At 56.7% G+C, this 21738-nt stretch carries 15 protein-coding genes and 2 pseudogenes; 13 read left to right on the top strand and 4 right to left on the bottom strand.

From position 1 onward, the window contains the following. Nucleotides 1-42: 42 nt before the first annotated feature. Entirely contained in the window at nt 43-480 is a 438-nt protein-coding gene (locus tag ALMA_RS06605; RefSeq protein WP_094726907.1) for a GNAT family N-acetyltransferase, read from the bottom strand. 545 nt (nt 481-1025) lie between these two features. On the opposite strand from ALMA_RS06605, the gene ALMA_RS06600 reads away from it, so the two are divergent. After that, nucleotides 1026-2411 carry an SLC13 family permease gene (locus ALMA_RS06600; protein WP_094726906.1) on the top strand — a complete coding sequence of 462 codons (1386 nt, stop codon included), beginning with the start codon at nt 1026-1028 and terminating at the stop codon, nt 2409-2411. Between the two features lie 70 nt (nt 2412-2481). Here ALMA_RS06600 and ALMA_RS06595 read toward each other — a convergent pair whose 3' ends face one another. Beyond that, nucleotides 2482-3621 carry a CdaR family transcriptional regulator gene (locus ALMA_RS06595; protein ID WP_094726905.1) on the bottom strand — a complete coding sequence of 380 codons (1140 nt, stop codon included), beginning with the start codon at nt 3619-3621 and terminating at the stop codon, nt 2482-2484. 166 nt (nt 3622-3787) lie between these two features. Between ALMA_RS06595 and ALMA_RS06590 the strand changes: the two genes are divergently transcribed. From ALMA_RS06590 to garR, 5 genes are all read left to right on the top strand, one after another. After that, complete coding sequence (locus ALMA_RS06590; protein ID WP_094726904.1) at nt 3788-5137, top strand: enolase C-terminal domain-like protein; 1350 nt, start codon at nt 3788-3790, stop codon at nt 5135-5137. A 43-nt stretch (nt 5138-5180) separates the two neighbouring features. Beyond that, nucleotides 5181-6506 (top strand): enolase C-terminal domain-like protein, encoded by a 1326-nt coding sequence (locus ALMA_RS06585; protein WP_244568904.1) that lies wholly within the window; start codon nt 5181-5183, stop codon nt 6504-6506. Between the two features lie 115 nt (nt 6507-6621). Then, nucleotides 6622-7542: a dihydrodipicolinate synthase family protein gene (locus ALMA_RS06580; RefSeq protein ID WP_211278345.1), complete on the top strand. Its 921-nt coding sequence runs from the start codon at nt 6622-6624 to the stop codon at nt 7540-7542. A gap of 57 nt (nt 7543-7599) precedes the next feature. After that, on the top strand, nt 7600-8904 hold the full coding sequence (locus tag ALMA_RS06575) for a glycerate kinase (RefSeq protein ID WP_094726902.1): 1305 nt from the start codon (nt 7600-7602) through the stop codon (nt 8902-8904). A gap of 41 nt (nt 8905-8945) precedes the next feature. Continuing rightward, nucleotides 8946-9833 (top strand): 2-hydroxy-3-oxopropionate reductase, encoded by an 888-nt coding sequence (garR, locus tag ALMA_RS06570; RefSeq protein ID WP_094726901.1) that lies wholly within the window; start codon nt 8946-8948, stop codon nt 9831-9833. Between the two features lie 291 nt (nt 9834-10124). Here garR and ALMA_RS06565 read toward each other — a convergent pair whose 3' ends face one another. Further along, on the bottom strand, nt 10125-11072 hold the full coding sequence (locus ALMA_RS06565) for an AEC family transporter (protein ID WP_094726900.1): 948 nt from the start codon (nt 11070-11072) through the stop codon (nt 10125-10127). A gap of 518 nt (nt 11073-11590) precedes the next feature. Here ALMA_RS06565 and rpsL point away from each other — a divergent pair. From rpsL to tuf, 4 genes are all read left to right on the top strand, one after another. Beyond that, the gene (rpsL, locus tag ALMA_RS06560) at nt 11591-11962 is read left to right on the top strand and encodes a 30S ribosomal protein S12 (RefSeq protein WP_018143131.1); all 372 of its coding nucleotides are present in this window, start codon (nt 11591-11593) and stop codon (nt 11960-11962) included. 1 nt (nt 11963) lies between these two features. Continuing rightward, nucleotides 11964-12434: a 30S ribosomal protein S7 gene (rpsG, locus tag ALMA_RS06555; protein WP_086106067.1), complete on the top strand. Its 471-nt coding sequence runs from the start codon at nt 11964-11966 to the stop codon at nt 12432-12434. 48 nt (nt 12435-12482) lie between these two features. Beyond that, the gene (gene fusA, locus ALMA_RS06550; RefSeq protein ID WP_094726899.1) at nt 12483-14609 is read left to right on the top strand and encodes an elongation factor G; all 2127 of its coding nucleotides are present in this window, start codon (nt 12483-12485) and stop codon (nt 14607-14609) included. 225 nt (nt 14610-14834) lie between these two features. Beyond that, nucleotides 14835-16034, top strand: coding sequence for an elongation factor Tu (gene tuf, locus ALMA_RS06545; protein ID WP_086106065.1), 1200 nt, complete (start codon nt 14835-14837; stop codon nt 16032-16034). An 86-nt stretch (nt 16035-16120) separates the two neighbouring features. On the opposite strand, the gene ALMA_RS06540 is transcribed toward tuf, so the two are convergent. Further along, a complete protein-coding gene (locus tag ALMA_RS06540; protein WP_094726898.1) occupies nt 16121-16978 on the bottom strand; it encodes a hypothetical protein in 858 nt (285 codons plus the stop codon). A 199-nt stretch (nt 16979-17177) separates the two neighbouring features. On the opposite strand from ALMA_RS06540, the gene nusA reads away from it, so the two are divergent. The 3 genes and pseudogenes from nusA to infB form a co-directional block, all read left to right on the top strand. Next, on the top strand, nt 17178-18317 hold the full coding sequence (nusA, locus tag ALMA_RS06535; RefSeq protein WP_094726897.1) for a transcription termination factor NusA: 1140 nt from the start codon (nt 17178-17180) through the stop codon (nt 18315-18317). A gap of 275 nt (nt 18318-18592) precedes the next feature. After that, nucleotides 18593-18688, top strand: a pseudogene (locus ALMA_RS08385) (translation initiation factor IF-2 N-terminal domain-containing protein); the annotation flags it as partial. Nucleotides 18689-19114: 426 nt separating this feature from the next. Further along, nucleotides 19115-21664 (top strand): annotated as a pseudogene (infB, locus tag ALMA_RS06530) (translation initiation factor IF-2); the annotation flags it as partial. Nucleotides 21665-21738: the final 74 nt, after the last annotated feature.

Below are 21738 nucleotides of genomic sequence, written 5' to 3'. Positions count from 1 at the left end.
TTCTAGAAAAGTCGCACAAACGTCTGAGCAGCATCACACAGCTTACCGCTTCTTCAGCGCTATCTCCTTATCGAAACGGTAGAAGGACTCGTGGAAGCCCTGAGACTTGTAGTACTCATGGCTGTCCGTGTGCTCGATGCGCGAGCACATGCTCAGGATTCCGCAGCCGGACTCGCGAGCCACGTTCTCAGCCCAGGCCAGCAGTTCGTCACGGATGCCACGGTCGCGGTACTTCGGGGAGACGGCCAGCTCCTTCGTTTCTGCCACGCGGTAGCCGATGTACAGCTGCCAGGTGCACAAGATTCCCACGAAGCCCATGATCTCTCCGTCTTCTTCATACACGCCCATCTTACGGTCGAGACTTCCGAGCTGGTCCACGAAGGTCTGAGCGAAGACCTGGAAGTCGAGAGTATAATGGCTGGTTTCTTCGATGATGTCATAGACAGCTTTGAGGTCAGCTGTGGTCGCTTGGCGTATCATACAGCATCCTTTCTGCGGTGATGCCCTGTAGCGGGGCTCAGTAGTGAGGCCCGCTTGACGAGGCGTGGGTGTCGAGTGGATCGAGGTGAGAGTCTGCAGTACGTGTGTACTGCTGTGGAGCACTCATCCTCGAGTCGTACTCACTGTATATATAGAGTGTTTGTGTGTACTTTCTATGGTAGATCTCCACAGAAATGAGGAAAATGTTTCGTGTACCATTCTACGCCGTCGCCACCCCGAGTAACGATGTGCGCTGGGACTTTGAATGTGAGCGAGCGCACAGGCATGATTAAAGGTAGAACGGGCTCGTCTGGAGTGTATACGCGTACACAGATACAGACGTGCACACAGAAGAGCTCTGGACTACAGAACATAAGATACAGGCGACGTAGCTAGCGCCCCGCTGCTTCGAGTTTGCGCACGACGTGCACACGCCAGGATAGCGATGTCCTGGAGAACACGCGATCGTGCGATCGCGCATACAGAAGCACCACAGCAGGGCCACTTGAGTCCACTAACGCCCACAGACACGGGAGGTGAGCAGCATGAGTACCGCGAGTATACTCTTAGCTCTCTTAGGCTTCGCGACGATGATAGTCATTACTGTCTTGCTGCTGAAGAAGAAAATAAGCATCTTACTGGCATTTACCACTATCCCTCTGGCAGCTGGAATCCTGGCCATGCTCATCCAGCATGCCGAGTGGTTTACGAGCCTTCCAGGCATCACCACCGCAGCAAACACGTACGGAAAGTGGGTGGCTGCGGGCATCGATAAGACGTGGTCCATCACGCTCATGATGTTCTTCTCGCTGCCGTACTTCCTGCTCATGAGCGACACGGGTATGTTCGACGACATCGTGAAGGCTGTCATGCGTCGCGTGCCAGTGACCGCGCCGATTATCTGCGCGCTCACCGTCCTCGTGGCCTGCATCGTGGAGCTCGACGGCTCCATTACTTCCGTCTTCCTCATTACTGTTCCTCTTATGCTGCCACTGTATGAGAAGTTCCGCGTGCGTAAGGAACTGCTGCCATTCCTCATCTCCATAGCCATCCTCATCATGTGTAATACGCCATGGAATCCGAAGATTCTGCGCGCTACCTCGCTGCTGCCGAAGGGTGCGGGGAACAGCATGACCCTCTTCCTGAAGATTCTTCCAGTTCAGGCCTTCATGCTCGTGGCACTGCTGGCATATGCCGTCATCTATGGTGTGCTGTCCCAGAGAAGTAAGCTGACCGCAGGCTCCGCAGCAAGCACTCAGACCACTCACGTCTCTCGCGAAGAGCTTCTCGCCCAGTTTAAGGACACCGAACTGACCCGTCATAACATGTTCTGGTTTAACATGGCTCTGACTGTGGTGCTCTTCGTGTGCATGATCGTCTTCGACAAGCTCCCACAGTATTACATCTTCGCCACCGGTCTGACCATCGCGCTCGCTGCGAACTATAAGGACCTCTCCGCTCAGACGAAGCTGCTGAAGAAGTACGGTCAGTCGCTGTGGCCAGTGGCTCCAGCTGTGCTCCTGTCCGGCGTCGTGGTGGGCGTTATGCAGGAGTCCGGCATGCTTACCGAGATGGTGAACGCTATGGTTATGGTCGTGCCGAGCGCCATCGGCCCGTACTTCTACCTCATCATCGCTCTGCTGAGCACGCCGCTCATGCTTCTGTTCACGAATGATACGTGGTTCTACGCGCTTATCCCGCTCGTTTCCGCGTTCAGCGCGAAGTATGGCGTGGATCAGACCGTGGTTATCGCCACGCTGTTCATGAACTTCGGCTCCATGATTTCGGTCATCGCTCAGCCTCAGCTCTACATCGCGACCGACTTGACCGGCATCAGCATCGACAAGCACATCAAGTTCACGCTTCCTCGCATGTGGATTTTCAATGTCCTCGTGGTCGTAGTCGGATTCGCCATCGGCGTCTTCCGTTAAGCGTCCTCCTTGAGAAAATAAGGCGTGCAGCAGGTTTCCTCCTTTTTCTGCTGCACGCCTTTTCGTCGTCTTATTCCGCGCGACGCTGCTGTTCGAAGGCGAGGTAGCGGCGCATCTTAAACGCGAGGTTCAGGATGACGTAATCCTCGAGAGTGCGCGGATTATAGCCGGTCGCGTGCGCTATTTTATTCAGATGATTCTGCAGAGTGTTCTTATGCAGGTAGAGGTCGTCCGCAGCGTGCAGGATGGACCCGTTATGCAGCGTATACGCCTGGAATGTTTTTTCATACAGGTCAATTTCTTCACTACTGAGTCCGTGGAACACCCGTGAGACGAACTGCTCAGCGCTGGATTCCGGCATACTCGACAGCAGTATCCCGTAGTCGAGACCGTCATACGCACAGATATCCTGCCGAGCCACGAAAAGTTGCCAGTCAGCAGCAGTATCTGCCTGCGCATAACTCTGCCAGTACGCGCTCGCCGTATCCGCCACGTCCCCCACGCCGAAGACGAGCGTGACGCCGTACGACTCGCGCACGCTCGTCTGCACGGCACGCAGCGTGGAATGCAGAACGTCGTCGCGCCCATCCGGAAAGTAGAAGGCGCACTCCTGCGGCGTAACGCTGTAGAGCACATCCGGTCGGGCCGCGAAAATGTCCTGCAGAACACGCGAGATGTCCTGATGACGCTCGAGAGTCGGGTCGTCTGCCAGAACACGGCCCACGACAGCGCGGCGCGGTATCTTTACATCCACATCGAGGGTGCGCGCCAAATGGTGGATAAGCGCCACATCGTGATTCTGCGAGCTGAGCAGACTCAGGAGATTCGTCATCATAAGGCGGCGGTCCGAACGCGTGACCTGGTCGAGATTCTCGCGGATGAGGATCTCCGTGATCTTACGGATGATGTTCCCGTACGGCTCCACTTCTTCGCGCGTGCCGGTAATGCCGATGACCGCGATAACGTCATCGTCGAGCATGACGGGAATGTTTATGCCATCACGCGCGCCGACGAACTGGTGCTCGCTATCGATGGCCACCGTCTCTTTGAGGTTCACGGCCAGGCGCGCGCCGTCATGGCTCGTGCCCACGCGCGACTTATCTGTACTGGCGATGATGGTGCCGGATGTGTTAAAGAAGTTAATCTCATGGTGGAGAAGGTCTTTAATATTCGCCGTAATGGCCTGCGCTATCTTCGGATCTATCTCCATGACTGCCTCCCTGTACTGCTGTGTGCCTCTAAGAATAGTACGCAGACCAGAATATGGGGGAGGAGCAGGGGTGAGTCGAGGTTTCGAGAATAGTGCGTCAGGCGGGGGAGCGCGGCCATAATAGAAGTACAGAAATTTCCAGATGCACTATCCAATGGAGGAACACATGGTACCCGTAGTAAAAACGATGCGCGTCGTACCCGTCGCTGGATATGACAGTATGCTCCTGAATCTCGCTGGAGCACATGAACCATTCTTTACCCGTAACGTGGTCGTGATGACAGACAGTAACGGGAACGAAGGCGTGGGTGAAGTCCCAGGTGGGGAAGTGATTACTCAGCGTCTCGAATCCTGTATTCCCCTGGTGGAAGGCCGGCCTATCGCTGAATATAAGCAGATAGTCCAGGACTGCACGCGCATGCTGCAGGGCCAGGTCGCTGGTGTAGCTGGAGCGGGAGCAGGCGGCGCAGAAACCGCGCACGCGCAGATCTTTAAGAAAGTAACAAATGTGGTCACCGGCGTGGAGACTCCACTGCTCGACCTGCTCGGACAGCACCTGAACGTGCCGGTAGCAGCACTGCTCGGCGAAGGTCAGGTGCGTACCGAAGTGCGCTTCCTCGCCTACCTCTTCTACGTGGGAGACCGCACGCTCACGGACATGCCGTACATTCATGATGATGATAATTCGGATGAGTGGGGCCGTATCCGCCGCGAGCCTGCCATGGATACGGATGCCGTGGTACGCCAGGCGAAGGCTGCAGCCGCACGCTTCGGATTTAAAGATTTTAAGCTCAAGGGTGGCGTCTTCGCTCCAGAAAAGGAGATAGAGACAGTGAAGGCGCTGAAGAAGGAATTCCCGGATGCGCGCATCACCATCGATCCGAATGCCGCATGGTCGCTGGATGAATCTGTGCGCCTGTGCCGTGGTCTCGAAGGCACGCTGACGTACGTGGAAGACCCATGTGGAGCAGAGGGGCGTTTCTCGGCTCGCGAGACGATGGCGGAGTTCCACCGTCAGACGGGACTGCCTACTGCCACGAATATGTGTGACACGGACTGGCGTGAGATGAAGGCGGCTATCCGCCTCGACTCGGTGACCATCCCTCTGGCTGATCCTCACTTCTGGACCATGCAGGGGTGTGTGCGCGTGGCTCAGCTGTGCCACGACATAGACCTGACCTGGGGTGTCCACTCGAATAATCACTTCGACATCTCACTGGCTATGGTGGCACAGGCTGCTGCAGCAGCTCCAGGAAACCTGAATGCCTGCGACACGCACTACATGTGGCAGGACGGACAGCACCTCGGGAAAACGGCTCCACAGTTCCACGACGGATGTCTGACGGTCGATCCGAACGTTCCAGGACTGGGCATCCAGCTCGACCACGACAAGCTCGAAGCCGCACACCAGCTCTATGTGGAGAATAACTGCGGAACGCGCGACGACGCTCGCGGTATGCAGTATTACATCCCGAACTGGCAGTACGACCCACACCGCCCAGCGATGGTCCGCTAGGCGCACACGACGAGAAAAATACACACGAAAGGTGATGAGAAAATTGGCAGCAAAAATAGTAAACATGGAAGTCTTCGCAGTAGCAGGCTACGACAGCATGCTCCTGAACCTGTCCGGAGCACACGGACCGTTCTTCACGCGTAACGTGGTCATCCTCACGGACTCGGACGGCGTGGAAGGCATCTCGGAAGTACCGGGTACGAAGAAGATAACGGACGTACTGAACGAAATCAAGCCGATGGTCATCGGCACGGAGCTCGGCCAGTATAAGAATCTCGTACGCTCCATCCGCGAAAAGTATGCAGCACTCGACGCGGGCGGACGCGGCGACCAGACCTTCGACCTGCGCACGACGGTACACGTGCAGACCGCGGTAGAAACCGCACTGCTCGACATCCTCGGCAAGCACATGGGCGTACCAGTAGCTGCGCTGCTCGGCGACGGCCAGGTGCGCGACTCGGTGAAGTTCCTCGGCTACCTCTTCTACGTGGCAGACCGCACGAAGACTGACCTGCCATACATTCACGACGATGACACGTCCGACGCATGGGGTCGCATTCGCCGAGAGCCAGCCATGACCGCACAAGCCATCCTCGAGCAGGCGAAAGCCGCACACGAGCGCTACGGCTTCGAAGACTTTAAGCTCAAGGGCGGTGTCTTCGACGGACACGAAGAGATAGAAGCCATCAAGCTCATTAAGAAGGAATTCCCGAACGCACGCATCGACCTCGATCCAAACGGATGCTGGGGGCTGGAAGAAGCCATCGATATCTGTAAGGATATGGTGGGCACGCTCACCTACGTGGAAGACCCATGTGGGGCAGAGGGACGCTTCTCGTCGCGTGAAGTGATGGCAGAGTTCCGTCGTCGCACGGGCCTGGCTACCGCCACGAACATGGTGGCGACGGACTGGCGTGAGATGAAGGCTGCTATCCGCCTCGACTCGGTGACCATTCCACTGGCTGATCCTCACTTCTGGACCATGGAAGGCTGCGTGCGCGTGGCTCAGCTGTGCGATAACCTCGACCTGACGTGGGGCGTGCACTCGAATAATCACTTCGATATCTCGCTGGCCATGGTGGCACAGGCTGCCGCGGCTGCTCCTGGGCGCATTAACGCCTGCGACACGCACTGGATCTGGCAGGACGGCCAGTTCCTCACGAAGAACCCACCACAGATTAAGAATGGTGAGGTAGCTGTGCCACGTGACGTGCCGGGTCTGGGTGTGGAGATTAACCGCGAAGCGCTCGAAGCAGCAGCTCGCCTGTATGTGGAGAATAACTGCGGTAGCCGCGATGACTCGGTAGGTATGCAGTACTACATCCCAGGATGGAAGTTTGACGGCAAGCGGCCGTCGATGGTGCGGTAGGTTTCGCGCGGACAGAGGACAGAGCGCGGACTGCTCGTGTCGGAACGAACACGAACAGAGGACAGCGCGGACAGAGCGCGGAGTGAACGCGGACAGACGGAAAGGACGTACAGATATGGCACGCGTTATGAATACAGACGCCTATAAGGGCATCATCGTCCCTATTATCATGCCAGTGACAGATGCACTCGATGGAAAGATAGACCTCGAGCGGCTGCGCGAGCATGTGAACTATGAGATAGACCACGGCGTCGATGGCATTCTCGCCTTCGGAAGTAACTCGGAGTTCTACATGTTCTCCGATGACGAGATGATAGAGGCCACCCAGGCCATCATCGAGGAAGTGCGTGGGCGCGTGCCTGTCATGTTCGGCCTCGGCCACATTCGCACGAGCCAGAACATTCAGCTGGCTCGCCGCGCAGCTGAGCTGGATATCGATGCCATATCCGTCCTCCAGCCTATGTTCATCACGCCGACACAGGATGCGCTGTATAACCATTTCTCGACCATAGCAGCAGCTGTGCCAGACGTGGCTGTGCTCATCTATAATAATCCGGGCCTGGCTGGATATCCGGTCTCGCTGGATACCATAGTGAAGCTCGCGCATGATGTGCCGAACATCGTGGGAATTAAGGATTCGTCGGGGAACATCACGAACCTGCAGGAGCTCGTGCGCCGCACGGAAGACATCGATTTCTCGGTCTTTGCGGGTAAGGATACCATCGTTTACGCGGGACTGTGTTGCGGTGCGGATGGAGCAGTGTGCTCCACGGCGAATATCTTCCCGGAGCTCATTTGTGGACTGTATGATGCGTTCGCTGAGGGAGACCTCGAGAAGTCGCGCCGTCTGCAGTTTGAGCTGAATCCTCTGCGTTTGTCTCAGGATGCGGCCAGCTTCCCGTCTGCGACGAAGGCCATGGGGAACATGATGGGCATGAATATGGGTCCGTCTGTCCTGCCTACGGAGACGCCGAGCGCTGCAGCCCTCGAGGGTATGCGCCAGGCGATGGTGCAGGCGGGGTATCTGAGCGAGTAACGCCGGGTATAAAGGTACATCAGATAACAGGAACTTAAGCTGAAGGAGGTGACACGCATGGGAGAAGACAGCGCACAGGGGCAGAACGTGCAGCACTCTCACACGGACAGTACAGCGAGCGGTACGAACCGCCCACGCACGGTGCTCGTCGCATCCGACTCGTTTAAAGGCTCTGCGAGCAGTGCGCATGTGGCGGAGCTTCTCGAACAAGGTGTGCACCGCGTGCTGCCGGACGCGCTCGTAAAGACATACTCCATAGCGGATGGCGGCGAAGGAACAGTCGATGCTGTGGTGCGCGCCACGGGCTGCGAGGTTCGCACCGTCCAGGTGCAGGGGCCGCTGGGTGAGCCGGTCGAGGTGCAGTATGCGCTGCTGGCTGGCGAGGCGGACGGCTCCGATGCGTCGGATGATACGCCGAAGCGCGCGCAGAACGATGCGCCGAACGATGTGCCAAACGACACACCAAAAACCGCCGTTCTCGAGATGGCGCAGTCCAGCGGCATCACGCTCATCGAGCAGACGCCTGAGAACGCCCTTCACGCAGATACCTATGGCGTGGGGCAGGCTATCCTCGACGCTCTCGACCAGGGAGCCACACGCATCTTCGTGGGCCTCGGGGGCAGTGCCACGAGCGACGGGGGCATGGGCATGGCTCGCGCTCTCGGCGTGCGCTTCCTTGATGCGCAGGGTGACGACGTGCCGCGCGGGCTTGCCGGTCTGCAGACTCTGGCGAGCGTGGATGTTAGCGGTCTCGATCCGCGCGTCGCGCACACCGAGTTCGTCGCTCTCACTGATGTGAATAACCCTCTGACGGGTGCGTGCGGTGCTGTGCAGATGTACGGCGCGCAGAAGGGGCTGGATATGTCTCGCGCGGAGGAGTATGACGGCTGGATGCGTGCGTATGCGGCGAAAGTGGCAGCATACGGTGCGGATGGTGCGCACGACGTTTCGCGAGAGCCAGGTGCAGGCGCTGCGGGAGGTCTGGGTGCGGGTCTTCTGGCCTTCTGCTCGGCTCGTGTGCTGAGCGGCATCGACGCGGTGCTGGACCTTATCGCGCTCGACGAGGCGCTCGACGGTGTGGATTTCGTCATCACAGGTGAAGGTCGCATGGATGCGCAGTCCGCGCGTGGTAAGGCGCCTGTGGGCGTGGCGAGCCGTGCGCGAGCCCGCGGTATTCCGGTCGTGGCTGTGGTGGGCGCCCGCGCGGAGGACCTCGGGGAGGTTTATGATGAAGGCATCGACCTCGTTATCCCGCTGCCTACGCGCCCTATGACGCTCGCGGAGAGTATGGCGAGCGTGGATACGACGCTCCCTCTGGCTGCTGAGACGGCCACGCGAGCGTTCCTGTTCGGTCGTGCGTAAGTTTATTTTTTGTATGTCAATTTTTCAGAAAGGATACCATCATGAAGGTAGGATTTGTAGGACTCGGCATTATGGGTCGTCCGATGGCGCTGAACGTGCTTAAGGCCGGATATGAGCTGACCGTGTTCGACTTTAACGAGGCGCCTATGCGTGAACTTGAAGAGGCTGGTGCACACCGTGCAGCTTCGGGTCGCGAGGTCGCGGAAAACGCAGACGTGGTCATCACCATGCTGCCGAACTCTCCACACGTGCGTTCTGCTCTCTTCGACGAGAACGGAATCGCGGAGGGACTCGAAGCAGGTAATGCTGTCATCGACATGAGCTCCATCGCTCCACTGGCGAGCCGCGAATTTGCTGAAAAGCTCTCCGAGAAGGGCGTGGACTTCCTCGATGCTCCAGTCTCTGGTGGCGAGCCAAAGGCCATCGACGGTTCTATCGCTGTCATGGTGGGTGGTGACGAGGCTGTCTTCGCGAAGTACGAAGCACTTCTGCAGACCATGGCATCCACTGTCACTCTCGTCGGTGGTGTAGGCGCTGGTAACATCACGAAACTCGCGAACCAGATGATCGTGGCCATAAACATCGCAGCTGTTTCGGAAGCATACTCGCTGGCGAAGAAGGCTGGCGTCTCCCCGGAGAATGTGTATAAGGCTATTCGCTCGGGTCTGGCCGGCTCTACAGTGATGGATCAGAAGTCCCAGAAGATTTTCGACGCGAACTATGACCCAGGCTTCCGCATCGAGCTGCACATTAAGGATCTGCAGAATGTCATGGATACCTCGTATGGCATCAATGTATCTGCACCATTCACGTCCCTCGCCATGGAAGTGATGCAGTCTCTGAAGGCTCACGGTCACGAAAAGGAAGATCACAGCGCCATCGCAGAATGGTACGAGATGGTGAACGACATCTCTTTGAAGGAAGAGTAGTTTTCATTACCTCGCGAGGGGGGCTCGGCAGTGCGCCGGGTCCCCCCCCCCCCTTTTTTTATGTGAAGAAATGCGACTTATGGGCTAATGTCGACGCCGCTCTAAGCGGGCTTCGTTACTTTAGGGCTTATTTCGACGCAGGCCTGGCTACCGGTTCAGCATTCACGCCTATCGTCTTCTCGTGTACGCGGACGCTCCGAGGAGTAGCGTCGGAATAAGCCCAAAAGTGCGCACCCCAGTGTCGGAATTGGCCCAAAACTGCGCGAACGGGAAACCCAGCCAGCCCAGCGCTCAGTTCAGCCCCATGACCACGAGCAGCCCAGTAATCTCCGCCACACTCAGAATGATGGAGAAGCTATTAATCGCGCTCGCCTTACCTTCGTCGCCGTCGCACATGCCCACATATGCCGGAGCGATGACGCTCAGCGGCGCAAACGCCACGAGCACGAGCGCCTGGCGAATGACGAGGTCGAACGGCAGAACGAAGTAGCACACGAGCGCCAGAGCCACAGAGAAGAGGTGCCGCAAGCCCAGAATGACCGCCACATCCTTCATATACTCGCGCTTGAACTCGATGCGAATCATCACGCCTATCATGAGCAGCGCGATGCACGGATTCGCCACGGACAGCGGCGCGATGAGCGTAAACACCTCCGAAGGCAGATGCACGCCACCCGTCGTCAGTGCGAACATGATGATGTACGTCATGAGGGGAGTGCTCGTGACGAGCCGCCGGCCGAACATGCGCCAGTTTATAGAGGAGAGGAAAGAAGAGGAGGAATTGCCAGAACGGCGTACGTATTCGGATGTAAACGCATACGTGCCGCCTGTGCAGGCGATGGAGTTTCCCACGTCGAACATGCTCGCGGCCACCGTTCCCAGCGCGGGCAGGAAGGACTGAATGAACGGAATGCAGAACGCGCCGATGTTCATGGCCGGCAAACTGAGCATGTAGAGCGCCTCGTCCGCGCTCGAGCGGCGGCGGGTCAGCGCCATGCCCACGCCGACCATGATGACGTTCACGAGCAGTCCGAGGGCTGCGAGACTCAGCATAACGCCTCCCGACGAGGAACCCGTTTTCGAAAAATTCATGATGATGGCTGCCGGCAGCGTGATGTTCATGACGATGCTTTTCAGCGTTTCGCCGGCATTCGCGGGCAGCAGACGGCGCGCAGCCAGAAAGCGGCCTATGATGATGACGAGTATAAACGCGGCGGCGTTCAGCAGTACGTGTGTCATGAAGCGGTCCTCGGTTCAGTGTCGCGGGTCTACGCTCGAGTATACGCTCTTTCCTCCATCGCTTAGACGGGGGAGCACTCGATATCGTATTTTTTCCAATTCTGCCTATACTTTCAGTTACTTGTTCAGGAGACGCCGGAAGTTCCCTCGCTTGCAGTGTCTATGGGGCCTGTGCAGTACGTGTGCTCGGCGGGGAGTCTTTGCGCAGAGGTGGTGCGCCCGGTGACTGCTGAGCACACACTTTTACACACTCACTTTTACACGCCCACTTGCGCTTTTGTCGGCGCTGGGTATATAATGGGAATTCGTGTGTGCCGCTGGTATGCCTATGTAAAGGTGTGCAGCAGCGGGATATCCCGGAATCTGTGAAGGTCTCTAGTAATGGAAGACCAGAGAGGATGGGCCATCGGGCCGGTGGACTGTGGCTGTTTATGAACTTTCGGGTGTTTCTCGAGGATTCTGAACGTGTGCTGCAGTGGAGCGGCCGCACTAAACAGAAACAAGAATCGGAGAAACAGTTGCCTACTATAGAACAGCTGGTCCGCAAGGGACGTCAGCCAAAGCCAAAGAAGTCGAAGACTTTGGCACTTAAGGGTAGCCCACTGCGTCGCGGTGTGTGCACTCGTGTTTATACTACTACTCCTAAGAAGCCAAACTCGGCACTGCGTAAGGTCGCACGTGTTCGCCTGTCTTCTGGCGTAGAAGTAACCGCCTACATTCCAGGCGAAGGTCATAACCTGCAGGAGCACTCCATCGTGCTCGTTCGCGGTGGTCGTGTAAAGGATCTTCCTGGTGTTCGTTACCACATCGTTCGCGGTGCTCTCGATACTCAGGGTGTAAAGGACCGTAAGCAGGGTCGTTCCCTGTACGGCGCAAAGAAGGCTAAGTAATATGTCACGTAAGGGACCAGCAAAAAAGCATCAGCTCCTGCCAGATCCAATTTACGGTTCGACAGTCGTAGCTCAGCTCATTAATAAGATTCTCCTCGACGGTAAGAAGTCTATCGCAGAAGACATCGTCTACTCTGCACTCGACATCGTTAAGGAAAAGACCGAACAGGAACCAGTAGCAGTACTGAAGCGTGCTCTGGATAACATCCGCCCAAGCCTCGAGGTTCGCTCCCGCCGTGTCGGTGGCGCTACCTACCAGGTGCCAGTGGAAGTAAAGCCAGCTCGCGCAAACACTCTGACTCTGCGCTGGCTGACGGACTTCTCCCGTCAGCGTCGTGAAAAGACCATGGCAGAGCGTCTCGCTAACGAGATTCTCGACGCAGCTAACGGTCTCGGTGCTTCCGTAAAGCGTCGCGAAGATACCCATAAGATGGCAGAAGCGAACAAGGCATTCGCTCACTATCGCTGGTAGTTTCGTCCTCGTACGAGTATTCACACGAGCAAAGTTAAGGAATAGAATATGGCACAAGATGTGCTTAAGGACCTCAAGTTCGTCCGTAACATCGGTATCATGGCTCACATCGATGCTGGTAAGACGACGACCACTGAGCGTATCCTCTTCTACACCGGTGTAAACTATAAGATCGGTGAAACCCATGATGGTGCATCCACCATGGACTGGATGGAGCAGGAAAAGGAACGTGGTATTACCATTACGTCCGCTGCTACCACCTGCTTCTGGAACCGTCAGTCTCATGACCAGAAGGATAAGTTCCAGATTAACATCATCGACACTCCAGGACACGTGGACTTTACTGCAGAAGTAGAGCGCTCCCTGCGCGTACTCGATGGTGCTGTCGCTGTCTTCGATGGTAAGGAAGGCGTGGAGCCACAGTCCGAGACTGTGTGGCGCCAGGCTGATAAGTATAACGTTCCACGTATCTGCTTCATTAATAAGATGGATAAGCTGGGCGCTAACTTCTACTACTCCGTAGACACCATTAAGGAAAAGCTCGGCGCTAAGCCTATCGTTATGCAGATTCCTATCGGTTCTGAGAACGACTTCATGGGCGTCGTGGACCTGGTCCGCATGGTCGCTTATGTCTGGGAAGATGACGCAGATAAGGGCTCGACCTATAAGACCACCGAGATTCCAGCAGATCTCCAGGAGCGTGCTGAGGAATACCGTCAGCAGCTGCTCGAAACCGTGGCTGAGACTGACGAAGACCTCATGAACAAGTTCTTCGAGGGTGAGGAAATCACCGAAGACGAGATTCGTAAGGCCGTGCGTCAGCTGACCATCTCCTCGGAAGCATACCCAGTATACTGCGGTTCTGCATTCAAGGATAAGGGTGTTCAGCCTATGCTCGATGCTGTGGTAGACTTCCTGCCATCGCCGAGCGACATCCCAGCTATCGTGGGTTCTGATCCAGCGGATGAGTCCATCGAGATCGACCGCCACCCAGATGCTGACGAGCCATTCTCTGCTCTGGCATTCAAGATCGCTGCTCACCCATTCTACGGTAAGCTCGTGTACGTTCGCGTATACTCCGGCTCCGTATCCCAGGGTGACACCATCCTGAACGCGAACAAGGGTAAGAAGGAACGCGTCGGTAAGCTCTTCCAGATGCACGCAGATAAGGAAAACCCAGTAGAGCACGCATCTGCTGGTAACATCTACGCATTCGTGGGTCTGAAGAACATCACCACGGGTGACACCCTCTGCGACGAAAAGAACCCAGTGGTTCTCGAGTCCATGAGCTTCCCAGAGCCTGTGATTCAGGTGGCTGTGGAGCCTAAGACGAAGGCTGACCAGGAAAAGATGGGTATCGCTCTGCAGCGTCTGTCTGACGAGGATCCTACCTTCCAGGTGACTACTGACGAAGAGTCTGGTCAGACCCTCATCTCTGGTATGGGTGAGCTTCAGCTCGACATTCTGGTGGACCGCATGCGCCGCGAATTCCACGTGGAGTGCAACGTAGGTAACCCACAGGTATCCTACCGCGAGACCATTAAGAAGCCTGTTATGAACCAGGAGTACACCCACAAGAAGCAGACTGGTGGTTCCGGTCAGTTCGCTAAGGTTCTCATGAACTTTGAGCCACTGGATACCGAGTCTGGTGAAGTGTACGAGTTCGATAACCAGGTGACCGGCGGTCACATTACGAAGGAATTCATCCCATCCATCGATGCTGGTGTTCAGGAAGCTATGCAGTCCGGTGTGCTGGCAGGATTCCCAGTGGTGGGCGTGAAGGCTACCGTTACCGACGGTCAGGTTCACGACGTGGATTCCTCGGAAATGGCCTTCAAGATCGCAGGTTCCATGGCATTCAAGGAAGCTGCTCCTAAGGCTAACCCAGTAATCCTCGAGCCTATCATGGCTGTGGAAGTACGTACTCCAGAAGAGTACATGGGTGACGTGATGGGTGACATTAACTCCCGTCGTGGCGCTATCCAGTCCATGGAAGACGCTACCGGTGTTAAGGTCATCAAGGCTAAGGTCCCACTGGCTGAGATGTTCGGCTACATCGGTGACCTGCGCTCGCGCACTCAGGGTCGTGCTGTCTACTCCATGACCATGGATTCTTATGCTGAGGTTCCTCGTAGCGTCGCAGAAGAAATCATTAAGGCTCAGCGCGGCGAGTAGTTTTTCTCGCTTTTATAAGGCCAATTCTTCAGTGAGGGTGGTGCGCGTGAAGACACGCGCCGCCCTCCTGAAGAAGGGATCTCGTCCCGTATTAAACCTAGAATGAGAGTAATTCTGGGTTTAACACGCGGTGGCAGTTGATCCCAAGAAGTAGTAAAATCTAACGAGTGTCTTGTGTCGCAAGACATAAAGACGAAACTCTAGAGACGTCCAGGAGGACACAATATGGCAAAGGCAAAGTTCGAACGTACTAAGCCTCACGTTAACATTGGTACCATTGGTCACGTTGATCACGGTAAGACCACCCTCACTGCAGCTATCTCCAAGACCCTGCATGAGATGTACCCAGATCTGAACCCAGCTTATGACTTCGATCAGATCGATTCCGCTCCTGAAGAAAAGGAACGCGGTATCACCATTAACATCGCTCACATCGAGTACGAGACCGAAGCACGCCACTATGCACACGTGGATGCTCCAGGCCACGCTGATTATGTGAAGAACATGATCACCGGTGCTGCTCAGATGGATGGCGCTATCCTCGTAGTAGCTGCTACCGACGGTCCTATGGCTCAGACCCGTGAGCACGTTCTGCTCGCTAAGCAGGTCGGCGTGCCAAAGCTGCTCGTCGCTCTGAACAAGTGCGATATGGTAGAAGATGAAGAGCTCATCGAGCTCGTGGAAGAAGAAGTTCGCGACCTCCTCGAGGAGAACGGCTTCGACCGCGACTGCCCAGTGATCCGTACTTCTGCATACGGCGCACTGCACGATGACGCTCCAGATCACGAGAAGTGGGCACAGACTGTGCGCGACCTCATGAACGCTGTGGATGAGTACATTCCTACCCCAGTTCATGACCTCGACAAGCCATTCCTCATGCCTATCGAGGATGTCTTCACCATCTCTGGTCGTGGTACCGTAGTAACCGGTCGCGTAGAGCGCGGTCGCCTTGCTATTAACACCCCAGTAGAGATCGTAGGCCTGCGTCCTACCACCTCCACCACCTGCACCTCCATCGAGACCTTCCACAAGCAGATGGACGAAGCAGAAGCTGGCGATAACACCGGTCTGCTGCTCCGTGGTGTCGGTCGTGAAGACGTCGAGCGCGGTCAGGTAGTGGCAGCTCCAGGCTCCATCACCCCTCACACCAAGTTCGAAGCTGAAGTGTACGTTCTGACCAAGGATGAGGGTGGCCGCCACTCGCCATTCTTCTCGAACTACCGTCCACAGTTCTACCTGCGTACCACTGACGTAACTGGCGTTATCACTCTGCCAGAAGGCGTTGAGATGGTTCAGCCTGGTGACCACGCTACCTTCGGCGTAGAGCTCATCCAGCCTATCGCTATGGAAGAGGGTCTGACCTTCGCAGTACGTGAAGGTGGCCGCACCGTAGGTTCCGGTCGTATCACCAAGATCGTAGAGTAGTTTCTGCTTCTGCGGTTCAGGTAATCTGACGAAAGAAAAGCCCCTGAGATTTCTCAGGGGCTTTTTCGTATACGTATGAAGGTCTGCTAGTTCAGGTACAGTTCGATGACTCGTGGTGCTCCGGCTGCTAGCGCACGAAGAAGGTGACCGCGAATGCTGAGGGCTACAGTACGGGCTCGCTGGTCCATAGCTGCATCGGTCTGAGACGACTGTGAAGACGAGTCTTTATCCACAGCAGTGAGTTCTTCGAGTGCAGCATCGAGTTCTATGCTCGCGTACACAGGCATGGTGATGCCTGTCGTAGAGTTTGTACCAGAATAATTCGTCAGAGAAGTCGTGTCATAAATGCGCTGACGTGTGTCCGTAGAGGAATCGGTGACGAGGTGCGCATAGGTCTGGCTGAGAAGCTCAGCATCGGTGAGCAAAGACACATAATCTGGACCAGAGTAATCACGAGTGGCGAGCACCGAGGCTGCGAAACGATAGCGGTCTTCTGCCAGAGAGAGGGCACGGAGAGTAGGAGAGAGAAGGAATGGTTCAGCATCTGGAGCACTCGTCAGCGTCGAGGCTATCTCACGTGCGGAAGGGGTCGATGCGGGGGAGGAAGAATTGACAGCAGATAATGCAGAGCGGACTATCCCCTCGCTGTAGCGTCCCGGGCACAGAAGCGCGACGCTGAGCCAGTCTTCAGAGGCGAGAGCGGACGTAAATGCAGCAGACGAGCGGGGAAGGCCGGAATCCGGCGCGGATAAGGCGCTGAGCGCATGCGCGGAATAGTACGCCGTATCGCACGTCACGGACGATGCAGCGAGCGCAGACGGGAGCGGTGCGAGACATGCGGTAACCGCCAGCGCGGATGCACAGGTTACTTTCCAGAATAGCGAGCCGCGCTGCTGGGCGGATACACAGGAAGAAACGTTCGTACGAGAAGGAAATATAACCATAGGAGCTATCCTAGCAGGCTGAGCACACGTGCGAAACGCTGAGCGAGAAAAGGTGTCGAAAAGTCAGTCTGGGAGAGTAAAATGAGTATTTCACATGATGCGAGAAGAGGTATCACGTAGCGCTGGTTAAACGCTTTCGCGCGGTCTTTTTCTCCACATACGAAAACTGAAGAAAAGAACTGAACATAGGAGGTCTTCCATGGAACTAGATCTGGCGCAGTTACACCGCATCGCGGCTGAACAGGGCATAGACGCGGAAACCTTAGACGAAGCGCTGTCTCAGGCGCTTAAGCTTGCATACTCGAAGACGCCTAAGGCGTCGAAGCATGCTCGTGTAGAACTCGACGAGCGTGCAGGAACATTTACTATTTGGGCTCAGGATGAGATTCCTGTGGAGCCTACGGAAGAGGATCCTTACCCACGCCCAGCGCTGAGTGAGCCATATGATGACACTCCTCGTGACTTCGGCCGCGTGGCAGCATCCACTGCAGCACAGGTCATCTCTGGCCTGTTCCGTAAGGCTGCGGATGATAAGATCTTCGGTGCATTCTCTGGCCAGAAGGGTCAGATTATAAATGGCATTATCCAGCAGAACTCGCGTGACCCACAGAACATTCACGTGGCAGTGGGCGAAGTGGAGGCTATCCTCCCACGCCGTGAGCAGGTGCCAGGTGAGGTATACCGCCATGGTGAGCGCATTCGCGTCTACGTGGTGAACGTCTCGCGTGGTCTGAAGGGGCCGGAGATCATCGTGTCTCGCTCGCACCCAGAGCTGGTACGCCGCCTCTTCGAGCGCGAAGTGCCAGAGCTGACCTCGGGAGCAGTGTCCATCATGTCCATCGCTCGCGAAGCAGGTGCACGCACGAAGATAGCTGTACGTGCGAATACTCCGGGCATTAACCCGAAGGGCTCGCTCATCGGACCGAGCGGTAACCGCGTGCGTGCTGTGATGGAGAACCTGGGTGAAGAAAAGATAGATATCGTGGACTGGTCGAATGACCCAGCGAAGTTTGTCGCTGCTGCTCTGTCCCCAGCACACGCTGTGGAAGTAAACGTCATCAGCGAGAAGAACCAGACGGCCATCGCCCTCATTAAGGAAGACCAGCTCTCGCTGGCCATCGGTAAGGAAGGGCAGAATGCGCGTCTGGCCGCGAAGCTGACCGGCTGGAAGATAGGCATCGAGTCGGTGGAAGCCCACGCGCAGAAGAAGGCTGCGGCTGAGGCTGCTGCTGCACAAGCAGCTCAGGCTGCACAGGTTGCCGAGGGTGCAGAGGGCGGGCAGGCTTCTACAGAAGCAGCATCGGAATCTGAAGCTCAGGCTCCAGCTGAGGAAGCGTAACCGCACGAAAGACATCATCTCAGGTAGCGTGCCGCGCGTGTTCTGGTCATTACAGACGTCAGTGCGCGCGACACGCCCGGATGATTTCAGCTGTATCATAGGCTCTCTCGTACATATCCTTCAGTATGATAGGAAGAGTTTTGTGATACCACATCACTGTTTTTTTGAGACGAGGTAATACGATCATGGTCACACTGCGATGAGACAGGATACGTTAGCCATACTCATATAAGCGCTGCGAGCAGTTCACACGCGGCGCTAGTAAAGGAGAAAATGTGCCAAAAGCACGCGTATATGAACTTGCGAAGCAATTCGGTGTAGACAGCAAGACAGTACTTGCTAAGCTCAAGGATATGGGCGAATTCGTGAAGTCTGCATCGTCTACAGTGGAAGCACCGGTGGTGCGGAAGCTGAATGCGGAGTTCGGACAGGATAAGTCCGGAGCCGCTCAGAACTCTCAGACTCAGTCTGCTGCTAAGCCAGCAGTACCAGCAGGCAGTGCGAAGCCTGCAGCAAAGCCAGCTGCTCAGGCTGCTACTCCAGCGAGCCAGAAGCCAGCGCGCTCTGCAGCTCCATCTCCACGTGCCGCGGTGGCACGCGCAGCCATGTCTTCTGTGAATCCTGCAGCAAACCGCGCAGCGGCAGCAGGGGAGAAGGCAGCACAGAATATACAGAATACGAAGCCTAAGGCTCAAAAGCCTCAGAAGTCTGCACATCAGAAGCAGAACGAGCCACTGTTCCAGCAGGCTCCGGCTCGTCAGCAGGCTCAGCACGCTCAGCAGTCTCAGCAGAAGCCAGGACAGGATCAGCCTGCGCAGAGCGCAAAGCCACGCCAGAACGGTGAGCAGAACGCCACCCCAGGTATTCCGAAGCCACGCAGCCGTGCGAATGCGTCGGCTCCACGCCCAGGAAATAACCCATTCATGAGCAAGCAGCGCATGGGCTCCACGCCTACACCTGGAGACATCCCTCGTCCACACCCTATGAGCCGCCCAGGCGTGGGTGGCGCGAATGGGAATGGTCGTGATGATCAGGGTAATGGCGGTCGTCGCGGTCGCGGTGGTCGTCCACGTCCAGGTCAGGGCCAGGGTGCCGGTCAGCACGCGAACGCTGGTAACGGTGGCGGTAATGGCCGCGGTGGTCGCGGTAATGGCGGCCCACGCCCAGGTGCACCACGCCCAGGCGCTCCACGCCCAGGACAGGGCATGGGTCAGGGTCCTGCAGGCGGTCGCGGTGGTAACGGCGGCTCGAAGTGGGGTAACCGTGGCGGAAGCGGCGGTCCGCGTCCAGGACAGGGCGCAGGCTCTGGTAACGGAGGCGGTCGCGGTCGTTTCGGCGGTGGCGCGAACGGTGGTAACGGCGGCGGCATGTCCGCTCCGTCGAACGGTCCAGCACGCGGTGGTCGCGGTGGTCGCGGTGGCGCAGCTGGTGCATTCGGACGCCAGGGAGCGAAGTCCTCGAAGTCCCGTAAGGCAGCTCTGAGGAATAAGCGCCAGGAGTTCGAAGAGCTGAAAGCACCAGTTATCGGTGGTGTACGCATCCCATCCGGTAACGGTCAGACTGTTCAGCTACCACAGGGTGCTACCCTCTCGGATCTGGGCGATAAGATAAACGTGAATGCAGCAAGCCTGGTCACGGTACTCTTCCACCTGGGAGAGATGGCCACGGCTACGCAGTCTCTGGATGCAGACACGTTTGCTGTTCTGGGTGAGGAGATCGGCTGGAACATTAAGATCGTGTCCGCGGAAGAAGAAGACCGCGCACTGCTCCAGCAGTTCGACATCGACCTGGATGCAGAAGAAGACGAGGATAAGCTCGTTCCACGTCCACCAGTGGTCACCGTCATGGGTCACGTGGATCACGGTAAGACGCGCCTGCTGGATACCATCCGTAAGACGAACGTTATTAAGTCCGAAGCTGGTGGCATTACCCAGCGTATCGGTGCATACCAGATTCATGTCACGCTGAATGACATCGACCGTCGCATTACCTTCCTGGATACTCCAGGTCACGAAGCGTTTACCGCTATGCGTGCTCGTGGTGCGGAACTCACGGATGTGGCCATCCTCGTGGTCGCTGCAGATGATGGTGTCATGCCTCAGACTGTGGAAGCTATAAACCACGCTCAGGCTGCGAACGTGCCAGTCGTGGTGGCTGTGAATAAGATCGATGTGGAGGGCGCGAACCCAGATAAGGTGCGCGGTCAGCTCACCGAGTTCGGCCTCGTACCAGAAGAATACGGTGGAGACACCATGTTCGTGGACATCTCCGCGAAGCAGGGTCTGAACATCGATAAGCTGCTCGAAGCAGTGCTTCTTACCGCAGACGCTACGCTGGATCTGCGCGCGAACCCTGAAGCAGACGCACGCGGTGCTACCGTGGAAGCGCGTCTGGATAAGGGCCGCGGTGCAGTGGCTACAGTCCTAGTTCAGCAGGGTACTCTGCACGTGGGAGACTCCATCGTGGCTGGAAAGTCGTACGGTCGCGTTCGTGCACTGCTCGATGAGAATGGGAATAACCTCCAGGAGGCCACCCCATCTCGCCCAGTGGCAGTGCTCGGTCTGACCTCGGTTCCTACCGCAGGTGATCTCTTCCTCGTAGCAGCAGATGACCGCACTGCTCGCCAGATCGCAGAAAAGCGTGAAGCGTCTGAGCGTGCTGCACAGCTGGCTCGCCGCCATAAGGTCGTCTCGCTGGAGAACCTGAAGGAACAGTTCGCGAAGTCCGAAGTGGATATGCTGAACGTCATTATTAAGGGTGACTCTTCTGGTTCTGTGGAGGCTCTGGAAGAGTCCCTCATGAAGATCGAGGTCAGCGACGAGGTCGGCATCCAGGTCATCCACCGCGGTGTAGGTGCTATCACGCAGAACGACGTGAACCTCGCTACTGTGGATAAGGCTGTCATCATCGGCTTTAACGTGCGTCCGAGCCGTCAGGTGGGCGACCTCGCTGAGCGTGAGGGCGTAGACGTGCGTTACTACTCCGTCATCTATAAGGCTATCGAGGAGATCGAGGCATCTCTGAAGGGTATGCTCAAGCCGGAGTATGAGGAAGTCGTGACCTCGCATTCGGAGATCCGTGAGATCTTCCGTTCGTCGAAGTTCGGTAACATCGCTGGTGTGAAGGTCGAAGACGGTACCGTGAAGCGCGGTACGAAGGCACGCATCATGCGTAATGGTGTCGTCACGTTTAATGACCTCGAGATTTCCACGCTGCGTCGTTTCAAGGACGACGTCACGGAGGTCACCGAGGGCTACGAGGCAGGTATTAACCTCGGCAGCTTTAACGACATCCAGATAGGCGACGTCATCGAGACGTTCGAGATGCAGGAAGTGGCACGCGTCTAGCGTTCGCGCTTTCTGAAGGCGAAGGCAGCCGAACTGCGTTTTCGAGTTCGGCTGCCTTTTCGCGGTAAAACGAT

The organism is Alloscardovia macacae, assembly GCF_002259705.1.
Lineage (GTDB): Bacteria > Actinomycetota > Actinomycetes > Actinomycetales > Bifidobacteriaceae > Alloscardovia > Alloscardovia macacae.
The sequence above is the reverse complement of the archived record's forward strand: the minus strand, read 5'-3'. Positions and strand labels throughout refer to the sequence as shown.

Excerpts from the sequence above, each read along its gene's own strand:
- ALMA_RS06605 (WP_094726907.1), bottom strand. The coding sequence starts at position 480 with ATGATACGCCAAGCGACCACAGCTGACCTCAAAGCTGTCTATGACATC.
- ALMA_RS06600 (WP_094726906.1), top strand. The coding sequence starts at position 1,026 with ATGAGTACCGCGAGTATACTCTTAGCTCTCTTAGGCTTCGCGACGATG.
- ALMA_RS06595 (WP_094726905.1), bottom strand. The coding sequence starts at position 3,621 with ATGGAGATAGATCCGAAGATAGCGCAGGCCATTACGGCGAATATTAAA.
- ALMA_RS06590 (WP_094726904.1), top strand. The coding sequence starts at position 3,788 with ATGGTACCCGTAGTAAAAACGATGCGCGTCGTACCCGTCGCTGGATAT.
- ALMA_RS06580 (WP_211278345.1), top strand. The coding sequence starts at position 6,622 with ATGGCACGCGTTATGAATACAGACGCCTATAAGGGCATCATCGTCCCT.
- ALMA_RS06575 (WP_094726902.1), top strand. The coding sequence starts at position 7,600 with ATGGGAGAAGACAGCGCACAGGGGCAGAACGTGCAGCACTCTCACACG.
- garR (WP_094726901.1), top strand. The coding sequence starts at position 8,946 with ATGAAGGTAGGATTTGTAGGACTCGGCATTATGGGTCGTCCGATGGCG.
- ALMA_RS06565 (WP_094726900.1), bottom strand. The coding sequence starts at position 11,072 with ATGACACACGTACTGCTGAACGCCGCCGCGTTTATACTCGTCATCATC.
- rpsG (WP_086106067.1), top strand. The coding sequence starts at position 11,964 with ATGTCACGTAAGGGACCAGCAAAAAAGCATCAGCTCCTGCCAGATCCA.
- fusA (WP_094726899.1), top strand. The coding sequence starts at position 12,483 with ATGGCACAAGATGTGCTTAAGGACCTCAAGTTCGTCCGTAACATCGGT.
- tuf (WP_086106065.1), top strand. The coding sequence starts at position 14,835 with ATGGCAAAGGCAAAGTTCGAACGTACTAAGCCTCACGTTAACATTGGT.
- ALMA_RS06540 (WP_094726898.1), bottom strand. The coding sequence starts at position 16,978 with ATGGTTATATTTCCTTCTCGTACGAACGTTTCTTCCTGTGTATCCGCC.
- nusA (WP_094726897.1), top strand. The coding sequence starts at position 17,178 with ATGGAACTAGATCTGGCGCAGTTACACCGCATCGCGGCTGAACAGGGC.